Here is a 12,873-nt window from a genome sequence, read left to right as displayed (position 1 = left end):
AGGTGTCGAGCTCGAAGCCGGCGGCCATCGACGATCGCCTCCGATAGATCGCGTGCCGTGCGCGGGCCGTAAGCCCGCGCCACGGATTTCACGCCGGCACGCTGAACACGTCCCGCGCGTAGAAGCGATGCCCCGCCACCGCCTCCGCGAACTCCTTCGCGATGTCGTTCCCATCCCCCATCACGACCCCGACCTCGTTGGGCAGGTGCGCCGCCTCGATGAGCAGGCGGCCCGAGCCCACCGCCCCGATGGCCTTCTTGTGCCTGAACGCCTCCTTGACGAAGAACTGCGCCCGCCCGACCGTGGCCAGGTTCGCCCCGTCGGCGGCCACCACCGCGTCGTACAGCACCGAGTTCGCCGCGCTGAGCTGCCGGTCCACCGGCAGGCCGCCGACGCTCCCCTCGAAGGGGGCCACCACCTCGCAGATCGCCCCCTGATCCTCGAGCTCCCGCCGCAGGCTCGTGACCGCCGCCGCGTCCGTGCCGTCGGCCATGAGGATGGCGATCTTGCGGGTGGCGACGCTGCGCGGCTGGTTCGTCATGCTGAGAGCGGGGGAGGCGTTGGCGTGGACCGCGGACACGGCGGGCGCGGGGAGGCCGAGGCCGTCGGCGACCTGGGTGGCCAGGTCCGGGTGGATCTTGCCCAGATGGTTCACCACGGCTTCCTTGATGGGGGAGCGCTCCACGTGGCCCAGCTCGAACAGGAAGGCCGCCACGATGTGCTGCTTCTCCCAGCCGGCCATACTGTTCCAGAACAGGGTGGCCTGGCTGTAGTGGTCCTGGAAGCTGGGGCTGCGCATCCGGATCTTGCCGCCTTCCACCTTCTCCTGGTAGTGCCGATAGCCGTCCGCGGCGCCCGGGTGGCCGCCGCTGATGGAGTTCGGCGCGTAGCTCGTCTGGGACTCGTGGATCATGTGCTGGTGGAAGCCGTCGCGCTGGTCGTTGCGGACCGCGGCCAGAGGACGGTTGATGGGGATCTGCGGGAAGTTGGGCCCGGCCAGCCGCAGGAGCTGGGTGTCGAGGTAGGAGAAGTTCCTGGCCTGCAGCAGCGGGTCGTTGCTGAAGTCGATGCCGGGCACGACGTTGGCGGTGTGGAAGGCGACCTGCTCGGTCTCGGCGAAGAAGTTCTGCGGGTTGCGGTTGAGCGTCATCTTGCCGATGGGCCGCAGCGGCACCACCTCCTCAGGAATGATCTTGGTGGGGTCGAGCAGGTCGAAGTCGAAGTCGTGCTCGCGCGACTCGGGGACGAGCTGCACGCACAGCTCGTACTCGGGATAGGCGCCGCGCTCGATCGCCTCCCACAGGTCGCGGCGGTTGTAGTCGGGGTCGTTGCCCTGGATGCGCAGCACCTCGTCCCACACCAGCGAGTACGTCCCCAGCACCGGCCGCCAGTGAAACTTGACGAACGTGCCCTGCCCCGAGGCGTTCACCAGCCGGAACGTATGCACCCCGAACCCCTGCATCATCCGGAAGCTGCGCGGGATCGCCCGATCGGACATCAGCCACATGACCATGTGCAGCGACTCGGGCTGGAGCTGCACGAAGTCCCAGAACGTGTCGTGCGCCGACTGCGCCTGCGGGATCTCGTTGTGCGGCTCGGGCTTGACCGCGTGCACGAAGTCGGGGAACTTGACGCCGTCCTGGATGAAGAAGACCGGGAAGTTGTTGCCGACGAGGTCGTAGTTGCCCTGTGTGGTGTAGAACTTGGTGGCGAATCCGCGCACGTCCCTGACGGTATCGGCCGAGCCGCGCGAGCCGGCCACGGTGGAGAAGCGCACGAAGGTCGGCGTCCTGGCCGAGGTGTCGTTGAGGAACGCGGCCGTGGTCAGGTCGCCGAGCGGCTCGTACAGCTCGAAGATCCCATACGCGCCGGCGCCTCTGGCGTGGACCACGCGCTCGGGGATGCGCTCGTGGTCGAAGCGGGTGATCTTCTCCCGGAAGTGGAAGTCCTCCATGAGCGTGGGGCCGCGGGTGCCCGCCTTCAGCGAGTTGTCCGTGTCGTCGACCGGGATGCCCTGGTCCGTGGTCAGATTGCGGTCGTCCAGCGGCACACGGGTGGCGTCGAGCTGGCGGTCCTTCGCGTCACGCTCCGGTCGCATGAAAAATCCCCCTTAAGGTTGTTTTGTCGGGCCTTCACCAAGTGCCCGGATGACTGAGCTGAAACAGGGTCGAGCGGGGGGATTGATGATCAAGGCTGTGGTGTTCGACGTCGGGGAGACACTCATCGACGAGACGCGCATCTGGTCGCGCTGGGCCGAGCGGCTGGGTGTGAGCAGCTTTGTGCTCATGGGCGCGCTCGGCGGCATGGCCGCGCTCGACCGCCCGCACGCCGAGGCGTTCCAGCTCATCCGGCCCGGCTTCGACCTGGACGCGGAGGAGGCCGCCTGGGAGCGTGACGACCCCGACGGCCTGCGTAACCACTTCGACGCCGACGACCTCTATCCCGACGTGCGCGAGGCGCTGGCCGCTCTTCAGACTGCCGGTTACCAGGTGATCATCGCGGGCAACCAGCCGCGCCGGGCTTACGGGGCGCTGCTCGCGATGGACCTGCCGGCCGACTCCGTGCACACCTCTGAGGGCTGGGGCGTGGAGAAGCCCCAGCCGGAGTTCTTCGCCAAGGTGGCCGCGGTCGCGGGCAGGGGGCCCGGTGAGATCCTGTACGTGGGGGACCGCATCGACAACGACGTGCTCCCGGCGGCGCAGGCGGGCATGCGCACCGCGTTGCTGCGTCGCGGCCCGTGGGGCTATCTGCACGCCGCGCGCCCGGAAGCGGCGGCCGCCGACCTGGTCGTCGACGACCTGCACGCCGTCCTGCCCGCCGCGCGCCGGCTCACCTGAGGCCTTCGCCGGGATCGATGCGGACCGCCCGCTCCTCGGCCGACAGGTCCGAGTCGTCATCGCCCCAGTCCTCGCCGAGCTCCTCGTCCTCCGTGTCCGGCTCCAAGCCCTCGTCCGGCTGGGTCAGCCGGTGTTTGGGACGGGGCTCATGGAGCCGTTCGGGGGCCTCCCTGCGCAGCCGCTCGTCGAGCGTGTCCCTGCGCCGCGGGTCGTCCTCCACGACCTCGTGATGGAGCCCGAGATCGTCGGTCCACTCACTGACCTCGATCGCCTGCTCATCGCTCATGCCGTGCCGGTTCGGAGGTTTTTCGGTCATACGCGCCCCCTACCCAAGGAGCGGCCCGGAATCCTCTGACTTGGCGGGCCTTAGGGCGTCGGCCAACTCTTCCTTGACGGGATGCGCCGAGGCGCGCGCGCCCTGAGGTCAGGCCTGCTCGAGGCGGGGGCGCAGCCGGGCGGCCTGCCTGATCGTCCGGCCGGAGAGCCTGGCCAGCGCCATGGCCGCGAGCAGCGCCGCCGCCACGCAGGCCACGCCGCCGAGCTCCAGCGCGAGCCGCGGCCCGAGCGTGTCGCTGAGCCGGCCCAGCAGCGGCCCGCCGAGCGCGCCCGAGCCCGCGCTGACGATGGACAGCGCGGCGATGACCCGGCCGCGCATCGGCTCGGGGCTGTCGAGTTGCGCGCGGGCCGAGACGGTGGTGTCGACGGCCACCGCGCCCGCCGCGATCGGCACCATCAACGCCGCGAACGACCACAGCTCCGGCATCAGCCCGCTCAGCGCCTGCGCCACCCCGATCGCGAACGTGGTGATCAGCAGCAGCCGGATCGTCAGCTCCGGCCGGGCGGCGACCAGGAAGCCGCCGAGCACCGTGCCGACGGCGAACGCCGTGGACAGCAGGCCGTACCCGCCGGCGCCCGCCTCCAGGGGGCCGGCGCTCATGGCGGCCATGGTGACCTGGTAGTTGCGGCCGACGCTGCCCGAGACGAACCACAGGGCCAGTACGACGAGCAGCCAGGGGGTGCGCATGACGTACCGCAGCCCTTCGAGCACGGCGCCCCGCTGCCGCTCGGCGGCGGCGAGCCGGTGGAACTCCGAGCGCCGCATGGCCGCCACCGCCGCGATCACGACGAAGAAGCTGGCCGCGTTGATGACGAACAGGCCGGCGTTCCCCGTGACCGGCAGCAGCACGCCCGCCAGGCTCATGCCGAGGATGCGCCCGGCCGAGCTCAGGAGGGAGCCGAGCGCCATCGCGTTCGACAGGTCGGCGGGGGGCACGACCTGGGCTCCGAACCGGCCGAGCGCCGGGCCGCCCAGCGCGGTCACCACGCCGCCGGCCAGCGCCACTGCGTAGATCGGCAGCACGGAGTCGACGCCCGTCACGACGATGGTCGCGAGCACGGCCGCCAGCGCCGCCTGCGCGAGCTGCGCGGCGACCACGACAGGGCGGCTGGGCAGCCGGTCCGCCAGCGCCCCGCCCCACATGCCCAGCAGCAACGTCGGCAGTGCCTGCATGACGAGGCTCAGTCCCACGCTCGCGGCCGAGCCCGTCATCTCGAGGATGAGCCAGTTGAGACCGAGCACCTGCATCCAGGTGCCGGTCACCGAGATGAGGTCCGCTCCCGCCCAAAGCCGGTAATTGTGATGCCGCAGGGCTCTGATCGTGGAGGAAGTCAGAGACAAAACATGTCCTTGCCTTGAAGATTCGCCGGGGAATCCAACACGGCCTTCCGGCGAAGCGATTCCGGACTGGCCGGAATGTGAGGCAACACACGTTTAAAACGACATCAAACCACTTCTACGGGATGGTCCCTGCTCACCAGCGCCGCGTAGTGGCCTCCGCGTGCCATCAGCTCGTCGTGAGTGCCGCGCTCGACGATGCTCCCGTGGTCGAGCACCACGATCTGGTCCGCGTCGCGCACGGTGGACAGGCGGTGCGCGATCGTGATCGTGGTACGGCCCCGCGCCAGCGCGTCGAGCGCCTCCTGCACGGCCCGCTCCGTCTGCGTGTCCAGCGCGCTGGTGGCCTCGTCGAGGATCAGCACCGGCGGATCGCGCAGCAGCGTGCGCGCGATGGCCAGGCGTTGCTTCTCGCCGCCGGAGAACCGGTAGCCGCGCTCGCCCACCACCGTGTCGTAGCCGTCGGGCAGCGCGGCGATGTGATCGTGGATGCGCGCGGCCCGCGCCGCCGCCTCCAGCTCCTCGTCCGTGGCCTCGGGGCGGGCGAAGCGCAGGTTGTCCGCGATCGAGGCGTGGAACAGGTACGTCTCCTGCGAGACCACGCCGACCGTCGCGCTCAGCGTCTCGAACGTCAGCTCCCGCACGTCCACGCCGTCGATCGTCACCCGCCCGCCCGTGACGTCGTAGAGCCGCGGCGGCAGATAGCTGAGCGTGGTCTTGCCCGCGCCCGTCTCGCCCACGACGGCCAGGCTGGTGCCCGCGGGGACCACGAGGTTGACGCCGGTCAGCGTGGGAGTCTCGCCGTAGGAGAAGCCGACCTCCTCAAAGCGCACCTCGCCACGGACGCGCTCGAGCGTACGGGTGCCGGGGTGGATGTCGACCGGCAGGTCGAGATACTCGAAGATGCGGCCGAACAAGGCCAACGAGGTCTGCACCTCGACGCCGAGCCGCAGCAGCGACACCGCCGGCCGGAACAGGCTCGTCTGCAACGTCGTGAACGCCACCAGCGTGCCGACCGAGATCGTGCCCGTGTGCCCGACGGCCCAGTAGATCATCGCGGGCATCGCGGCCATGACGATCTGGATGGACGACTGCCGCCAGCGCCCCGCCATGCTCATGCGCACCCCGAGGTCGGCCAGCTCGTCCGAGGCCCGGCCGAAGCGCTCGGTCAGGCCGGCGGCCTGGCCCATCGTCCGGCCCAGCAGGATGCCGCTGATCGACAGCGACTCCTGCACCATCGAAGCGATCTTCGCCAGCTTGCGCTGCCGCTCGGTGGTGATGCGCTTGCGTTCCGTGCCCACCTTGCGGCTGATCCACACGAACACCGGCAGCAGCAGGAGCGAGATCACGGTCAGCCGCCAGTCGAGCGCGACCATGGCGGCGATCGTGGCGATCACGGTGGTGAGGTTGGAGACGAGAGAGGAGGCGGTCGAGGTGACGACCTGCTGCATGCCGCCGATGTCGTTGGCGATGCGCGACTGCACCTCGCCAGTCTTGGTGTGGGTGAAGAAGGCCAGTGACATGCGCTGCAGGTGCGTGTACACCGAGATGCGCAGATCGTGCATGACCCGCTGGCCGATCGTGGTGGAGATCAGAGTCTGCACCACGTCGAAGACGCTGGTCGTGACCGCGACCGCGATCATGCCGAGGGCGAGCAGCGCCAGCAGCCCGGCGTCCCTGGCCGGGATCGCCACGTCCAGCACCTCGCGCAGCAGGAACGGCTGGGCGAGCGACACGAGCGAGGCGAGCAGGATGAGTGAGCCCACGAGAGCCAGACGGCCACGGTAGGCGCGGAACAGCGTGATGATGCGCCGCAGCGGCGCCCGTGGTTCCTCCGCCAAGTGGGTGCTCCTCTCAGATGTCCACTCAAACAGAGGTTAACTCATATTTGTTCCGGCTAAGCTTAAGGTATGGCGGAAAAGGAGCTCGCGGAGCTCTTGCACCTGGTCAGCCGGCGGCTGCGGCATGGATACGTGCGGCGGCTGGTCCCGCTCGGGCTCAGCCCGAGCCAGGCGCGGGCCTTGCGTGTGCTCGCCGACGCCGACCCCGAGCGGCCGCTGCGGATGGTCCAACTGGCCGAGGAGCTGCGGATCGTGCCGCGCTCGCTCACGCCCGTCGTGGACGCGCTGGAGGAGGCGGGGCTGGTGCGCAGGCAGGTCGATCCCGGCAACCGCCGCTCGACGCTGGTCGTCGTCACCCCCGAGGGACGCGCCGCCGCCGGGCAGGCGCGCGAGGCTCGCCGACAGGCCGGCGAGGAGCTGTTCGCGGTGTTGTCGGAGGAGCAGCGCGAGCAGCTGGGGGAGCTGCTGAGCGTCGTGGACGGCCAGTTCAGGTGACAGCGGCGGCGTGGGGCGCGCCTTCAGCGTTCCACGCCGCCGACGACCGTCCCGATGCAGGGCGGCCCGGCGACGAGCGCGGCGTACGGATAGCGGCCGCGTGCGTCGAAAACCGCGAAATCGGCGCGGGCGCCGGGGCTCAGAGACCCGATCCGGCCCGGCCCGCGATCCATGCCCAGTGCCCTGGCGCCGCCCAGCGTGGCCGCCTCGACCAGCTTGCGATCCAGCCCCCGGGGCCGTAGTCCGAGCTCACGCGCGTGCCGCTTGATGGCCGTCGCCAGCCCGAGCGGCCCGGCGGCGGACGCCTCGCGGCCGGTGCCGAGGGCGAGGGAGTTGCCCTCGTCCAGCAGGGCGAGGGCGTCGGTCACGGGCGGCGGCACCGACGGGCACAGGGCGACCGTGGTCTCGCGCAGCCGCAGCAGCTTGCGCTCGCCGGGATCGAGCGACCGCGTGCAGGTGACGTGGCACAGCGGCCCCAGCACCCCGGCCTCGTCGAGTGCGGCGGGTGAGTGCCGGTCCAGGTCGGCCAGCAGCCGCAGCCCGAAGGTCCTGGCCAGCACGGCCACGTCCTCCAGCACCTGAGGGTTCCTGGTACGTGCCGCGATTCCCACCGCGAACGGCCGGTCGATCTCCCGGATCGCCGTGATGACGGCGTCGCGCTCGCGTTCCTCCCAGTCTTCCTCGCTGTCGGCGTTCACCTCGATGTAGGTGATGCCGGGCATCCCCGCGGGTTCGGCCAGGTGGCACACCACGCTCGCCCGCGCGGTCACCCCACGTGCCGCCGACGGCGGGATCGAGCAGGCGTCGACCGGCCCTGCCACGATCATCCCCGGCCACCGGCGCTCCTCGCTGACGGGAAAACACGAGAGCAGCTCGGCCCGCGAGCCCACCTGGAGCACCCGATCGCCCCTGATCACCACGGCGCCGTCGCGGAGGGGATCGTCGCAGACGGGCAGGACCAGCGGCGCGGAGTGGAGCACGATCGGCACGGGGGAGCGCCGCCCTGGGATCGGCCGGGCAGGCCGTCTTGCCGTCGGTCCAGCACGCGTCGCAGCAGAGGGCATCAGCACTCCCGTCGGATTTACCTTTCAGGGAATTAAACGTGAGCTACGCTAGGGAATCAATCAATCAGGTCGAACCAGGCAAATCCCTAGGTAAGTAGCGTCCGGAGAGCCGGGCCAGCTTCAGGCTCAGGTGCAGGGCCAGCCGCTCGCCGCCGTCCTTCAGGTCCGTACGGGCGAGTTCCTCCACCCGCTGTAACCGGTAGTACAACGACGTGCGGTGCAGTCGCAGCGCCCGGGACGTGGCGACCGCGCTCCCGGCCAGGTCCAGATACGTCTCCAGCGTTTCCAGCAGCGGCAGGTACTGCGCGTCCCCGAGCAGGTCCTCGAGCCCCGGATGCAGCTCCTGGTCGGGCAGGTGGGTGAGCAGGCGGTACACGCCCAGCCGCGCCCACTCGGCGGTTCCCCCGAGCCCCGGCACGCGGGCGGCCACCTCGGCCGCGTGCCTGGCCTCCTGATACGACGCCACCGCCGCCGCCAGGGTGGGCTTGGCCCGCCCAACCCCGACCACCACCGGGACCGGCATGGCCGCGTGCAGCTCGTCCGGCGAGACCGGCGCCCCGGCCGTGAGCAGCACGGCGTGGTCGTAGCGGACCAGGTGCAGCGGATGATGACCGCTGAGCCGCCGCCGCAGCGCCAGCAGCCCCTGCTCCAGCGCCAGCCGGAGCGGGTCGGACGGCTCGGTCACCAGCGGCCTGGCCACCTGCACGGTCACGGCCTCCGCCTGCGGGAACGCGCCTGCCTCGATCAGCTGCCTGGCCGCGTCCGGCTCGCCGAGCAGCACCCCGGTGACCGCCTCCAGCTCGCGGTGCGAGGCGAGACCGCTGGCCAGGCTCTCGTGGAACAACGCCAGCGCCAGGCCCGGGGCGGCGGCCGCGGCCTCGGCGACCTGCGCCTCCGACATGGCCGGCTCGGCGTCGATGAACCACAGGAAGCCGAGCAGCCCGTCGGCGTGCCGCACCGGCACGCACACGCGCGGCAGCAGCCCCAGGTGCGGCGCGCCCAGGGTGCGGATGGGACCCGGCGCCTCGTGCACGCCGGCCGCGCGTAACCACTGGCGCACCTCGGGAGTGGTGTGCCTGCGCAGGATCGAGTCGCGGCGGATGTCGTCCATGGCGCCGTTCTGCTCGCTGTAGGCCACGACACGTTGCACGCGGTCCTCGAGTAACAGGGGTCGGCCGAGACGGGCGGCGAGCTCGTCAACGGTCCGCTGAAGATCCGCCACAACCACCCCCTTACATGCATATTTCAACATTTGTAGGACAGGCCGCTACAGGTCTTCCCTACAACTGTTCGGTGATCTCCGTCAACAACGTCTATACCGTCGATCCGTGAACCTCCCGAAGAAGCTGCTGAAGGGGTTACTCGCGGCCATCGTGCTCATCCCGGTGAGCCTCGTGGCGACCCCCGCTTCCGCAGCACCCCCCACCGATCCGGAACACCCATGGCGGCGCGACCACTGGCCGCGAACGCAGCCCTGGCAGAGCGACACACCCCTCGACGCCCAGACGCTGCGCGGCCGCCCCGCGGGCGGCACCCAGCCCATCGACCCCCAGAACTGGGAAAATCCCGACAACATGACCTGGGCGGACTACAAGAAGCCGCCCGGCACCAAGTGGAACGACCCCGCGGTGAAGGGGTCGAAGCGCACCTTCAAGGGCGCTCTCATCCTGCTCGACTACCCCAACCAGCAGTTCGTCGTCACCCAGCCCAAGGGCTCGACGATCTACGCCAACCCGAGCGCCGAGGCCCACGACATCCCGCGTGACCAGGTCGCGAAGTTCTACCAGGACTTCCTCAACACCCCGAACGACCTCAACAAGGGCCACACCATCCATGAGTACTGGATGGAGGACTCGGGCGGCCGCTTCGGTGTGGAGCTCACGGGATTCGGCCCGTACACGATGCCGGGCAAGGACCACGAGTACTCCATGGAGTACCAGCGGGACGCCTGCCCGGCCGGTGACACCTGCACCAGGAACCTGCGCACCGACGGCAACGCCGCCTGGCTGGCCGCCGTCGGCCCGGACGTGGCCGCGCAGTTCGACTTCGTCTTCTACCTGAGCGCCGGCCAGGACGAGTCGTCCACGTGGCAGGAGTTCGGGATGATGAAGTTCCCGACGAAGGAGGACGTGACCGACGAGTGGGGCCCGCCCGATCCCAACCTGACCAACTGGTCCAGGACCCGCTACGTCGAGTGGACCTCCTGGCAGGCCGGCTCCAACTTCTGGCCCAACGCCCGCTTCGGCGTCGACTCGGTCCAGGCGGAGAGCTCCGGCATGGCGGTCTACGCCCATGAGCTGAGCCACATCATGGGCGTCGCCGACAACTACAACAATCCGTACGCCGTGCCGCCCAAACGGGCGTTCACCGGCATCTGGGAGATGCTCAGCCGCGGCAGCTTCAACGGCCCCGGCGGCCCGCACTCGCGCTGGCTGATCCCGCCCACCGCGGGCGCGTCCATGGGCGCCCAGCACATGCTGCGCAACAAGATCAAGCTGGAGATGGTCGACGAGCAGAACGTCCTGCGGCTGTCCCGCGAGGCGCTGGACGAGTCCGGCCTGGTCACCGCCAAGGTCCTCGCCCGGGCCGTGCAGCCGGGCCAGGACGAGCTGGCCGGGATCAACATCTCCTTCGACACCGGAGACAAGAGCTCGTGCGACTCGGCCGATCCGCTGTGCGACGGCGGCGGCTACGAGAACTACACGGTCGAGGTCGTGGACCGCATGGGCACCGACTCCTTCACCCCCGACTCCGGCGTGCTCCTGGCCAAGACCAAGAACCAGGACCGGGCCCCGTTCGAGTGGGTGGTCGACGCCAACCCGCAGGACATCGGCATGACCGACTACGTGCTGCCGGACGGCACCAAGGTGCCGATCACGATCGGCGACTACCGGCAGTTGTCCGACGCCCTCTTCCATGCGGGCACCGACTCGGGCAGCGAGTACGAGTTCCTCGACGAGGCCAACCGCCTGCACTTCTACGTCACCGACCTGAAGCGCAACCGTGAGGGCGAGCTGTCCTACACGGTCGCCGTGCGCTCGCTCGACGGCGCGGGACCGCAGCAGCGCGGAGTCAAACTGCTCCCCGGGGCCGGCGTCCCGGCCGGCAAGAACATCTCCTCCTGCACCTTCCCGCTGTTCAACACCGGCAAGGCGGCCCCGGCGCAGGGCCAGCATCCGGAGGACGTCAGCGCCTACCTGGGCTCCGACGTCTACCGGCTCAAGGCCGAGGTCCAGGGGAAGGGCTGGACCACTCAGGTGCCGAACGCGCTCGCCTCCGTCGCGTTCGGCAAGCAGGCGCTCGTGACCGTGAACGCGGTCCGCGAGGCCGGCGGCGACCGGCTGGCCAGGGTCAAGCTCACCGCCACCTCGGAGAGCGACCCGGCCAAGACCATGACCGCCACCTGCCACGTGATCGGCTTGTAGCGGAAAGCCGTGGGGTACGGCTGGCGCGGGCCGTACCCCATTCGGTTGAATCACCCCCGTAGAGGGGGTGTTCATTGACCGGGGACCTGCCCGACAAGACAGACAATCTTCCAGAAAAGCCGCGAAGACGTCGAAGAAAGGTGCCATGGGCGGCATCCGTCTCCGCGGGCCTGGCGGCGGCCGCGGCGAGCGTCCTGGCGGCATCGGTGGAGTGGGAGATCCCGCCGCTCGCCAAGGTCGGCGTGACCCTGGGGGCGGCCATCCTCGTCGGGCTCACCACGTGGGCCACCACCGAGTCGCGGCCCAGACGCCCGGAGATCAGCGGCAGCACCGGCGGCGTCGCGCCCGATCAGTGGCCGCCCGTCCCCGAGCACTTCACCGGCCGCGCCGAAGCCCTGGCCGAGCTGCGTGACGTCTTCGCCTCTCGCCGCAAGGCCACGGACCTCTCACCGCCCCTCGTCGTCTCCGTGTACGGTCGCGGCGGCGTCGGCAAGTCGGCGCTCATGACCCGGTTCGGGCAGGAGGTCGCCGACTGGTTCCCCGACGGCCGGCTCTACGCCGACCTGCGCGGCGGCGTCGACGCCCCGGTGCGCCCTGACGAGGTCCTCATCGGCTTCCTGCGCGCGCTGGACGTGCGCCTGACGACCGACCCCGGCGGCCTGGACGAATTACGCAAACTCTGGCTGACCTGGACCAAGGGCCGCAGGATCCTCATCGGCCTGGACAACGCCCACGACGCCGACCAGGTCAAACCCCTGATCCCGGCCGAGCCGGGGTGCGCGGTGCTGGTGACGTCGCGCGCGCCGCTGTTCCTGAACGGCACCCACGACACGCGGCTCGGCGTCTTCAGCGAGGCGCACGGCGTGGAGCTGCTGGCCAGGCTCAGCGGCGGCGCCAGGATCGTCGACGACCTCGACTCCGCCAAGGAGATCGTCCGGCTGTGCGACTACCTGCCGCTGGCGATCAACATCTGCGGCGGCCGGCTCGCCACCCGCGAGCAGTGGACGCTGCGCGAGATGGCCGGCCGGCTGGCCGACACGCGCCGCATCCTCGACCAGCTGGAGCTGGCCCCGACCGTCGACAAGAGCGTGCGCGCCTCGGTGCAGCTCAGCTACGACGACTGCACCGGCATGCAGCGCCGGCTGCTGCGCCTGCTCAGCGCGCTGCCCGCGCCCGACGTGCCGGGCTGGGTGGCCGGCGAGCTGCTCGACATCTCCGGCCTCGACGGCGCCGACCAGCTGGAGGCGCTCATCGACGCCCAGCTCGCCGAGTGCTCGGGCACCGACCAGACCGGCGCCATGCGCTACCGGCTGCACGACCTGGTCCGGGTCTTCGCCGCGGAGCTGACCGAGCAGGACGAGGGCGAGCGGCGCAGAGCCGCGATCGAGCGGGTGCTCTACGGTTACCGCCGCCGCGCCGTCCAGGCATTCGAGGAGCTGGAGGACCGGTGGTGGATGGCGCGGAGCCTGCGTTACCTGGGCGAGGCGCACCTGGAGGCCGGCGGGCGCCAGGCGGCCGTGGCGCCGCTGGAGCAGG

At 70.4% G+C, this 12,873-nt stretch carries 9 protein-coding genes and 1 pseudogene; 4 read left to right on the top strand and 6 right to left on the bottom strand.

Features of this window, described 5'->3' with window-relative positions:
* Positions 1-88: 88 nt before the first annotated feature.
* Positions 89-2,098 carry a catalase gene (locus ACTWQA_RS10320; RefSeq protein WP_443159033.1) on the bottom strand — a complete coding sequence of 670 codons (2,010 nt, stop codon included), beginning with the start codon at positions 2,096-2,098 and terminating at the stop codon, positions 89-91.
* Positions 2,099-2,183: 85 nt separating this feature from the next.
* On the opposite strand from ACTWQA_RS10320, the gene ACTWQA_RS10315 reads away from it, so the two are divergent.
* Positions 2,184-2,837 (top strand): HAD family hydrolase, encoded by a 654-nt coding sequence (locus ACTWQA_RS10315; RefSeq protein ID WP_443159032.1) that lies wholly within the window; start codon positions 2,184-2,186, stop codon positions 2,835-2,837.
* Here the strand turns inward: ACTWQA_RS10315 and ACTWQA_RS10310 are convergent.
* The 3 genes from ACTWQA_RS10310 to ACTWQA_RS10300 all read right to left on the bottom strand — a co-directional run bounded on the left by ACTWQA_RS10310 (position 2,830) and on the right by ACTWQA_RS10300 (position 6,353).
* Positions 2,830-3,153, bottom strand: coding sequence for a DUF5709 domain-containing protein (locus ACTWQA_RS10310; RefSeq protein WP_305922288.1), 324 nt, complete (start codon positions 3,151-3,153; stop codon positions 2,830-2,832). The genes ACTWQA_RS10315 and ACTWQA_RS10310 overlap by 8 nt on opposite strands.
* A gap of 108 nt (positions 3,154-3,261) precedes the next feature.
* Positions 3,262-4,515 (bottom strand): MFS transporter, encoded by a 1,254-nt coding sequence (locus ACTWQA_RS10305; RefSeq protein WP_443159031.1) that lies wholly within the window; start codon positions 4,513-4,515, stop codon positions 3,262-3,264.
* A gap of 104 nt (positions 4,516-4,619) precedes the next feature.
* A complete protein-coding gene (locus tag ACTWQA_RS10300; RefSeq protein ID WP_443159030.1) occupies positions 4,620-6,353 on the bottom strand; it encodes an ABC transporter ATP-binding protein in 1,734 nt (577 codons plus the stop codon).
* A gap of 69 nt (positions 6,354-6,422) precedes the next feature.
* Between ACTWQA_RS10300 and ACTWQA_RS10295 the strand changes: the two genes are divergently transcribed.
* Entirely contained in the window at positions 6,423-6,848 is a 426-nt protein-coding gene (locus ACTWQA_RS10295; RefSeq protein WP_443159029.1) for a MarR family winged helix-turn-helix transcriptional regulator, read from the top strand.
* A gap of 23 nt (positions 6,849-6,871) precedes the next feature.
* Here ACTWQA_RS10295 and ACTWQA_RS10290 read toward each other — a convergent pair whose 3' ends face one another.
* Complete coding sequence (locus tag ACTWQA_RS10290) at positions 6,872-7,837, bottom strand: amidohydrolase family protein (protein WP_443159028.1); 966 nt, start codon at positions 7,835-7,837, stop codon at positions 6,872-6,874.
* Positions 7,838-7,976: 139 nt separating this feature from the next.
* Positions 7,977-9,134, bottom strand: coding sequence for a PucR family transcriptional regulator (locus ACTWQA_RS10285; protein WP_443159027.1), 1,158 nt, complete (start codon positions 9,132-9,134; stop codon positions 7,977-7,979).
* A gap of 106 nt (positions 9,135-9,240) precedes the next feature.
* On the opposite strand from ACTWQA_RS10285, the gene ACTWQA_RS10280 reads away from it, so the two are divergent.
* Together ACTWQA_RS10280 and ACTWQA_RS10275 are read left to right on the top strand one after the other, a co-directional pair.
* Positions 9,241-11,337, top strand: a complete 2,097-nt coding sequence (locus tag ACTWQA_RS10280; RefSeq protein WP_443159026.1) for a M6 family metalloprotease domain-containing protein — start codon at positions 9,241-9,243, stop codon at positions 11,335-11,337.
* Positions 11,338-11,477: 140 nt separating this feature from the next.
* Positions 11,478-12,873 (top strand): annotated as a pseudogene (locus ACTWQA_RS10275) (hypothetical protein); the annotation flags it as partial.

Origin of the sequence: Nonomuraea sp. 10N515B (assembly GCF_052245915.1) — a bacterium.
Taxonomy (GTDB): Bacteria; Actinomycetota; Actinomycetes; order Streptosporangiales; family Streptosporangiaceae; genus Nonomuraea.
Note: the sequence above shows the minus strand (reverse complement) of the source record. Positions and strands in the feature narration are given on the sequence as shown.

What these genes read in the sequence shown, in the direction of transcription:
- ACTWQA_RS10320 (WP_443159033.1), bottom strand. Translation starts at nt 2,098, where the DNA reads ATGCGACCGGAGCGTGACGCGAAGGACCGCCAGCTCGACGCCACCCGT.
- ACTWQA_RS10315 (WP_443159032.1), top strand. Translation starts at nt 2,184, where the DNA reads ATGATCAAGGCTGTGGTGTTCGACGTCGGGGAGACACTCATCGACGAG.
- ACTWQA_RS10310 (WP_305922288.1), bottom strand. Translation starts at nt 3,153, where the DNA reads ATGACCGAAAAACCTCCGAACCGGCACGGCATGAGCGATGAGCAGGCG.
- ACTWQA_RS10295 (WP_443159029.1), top strand. Translation starts at nt 6,423, where the DNA reads ATGGCGGAAAAGGAGCTCGCGGAGCTCTTGCACCTGGTCAGCCGGCGG.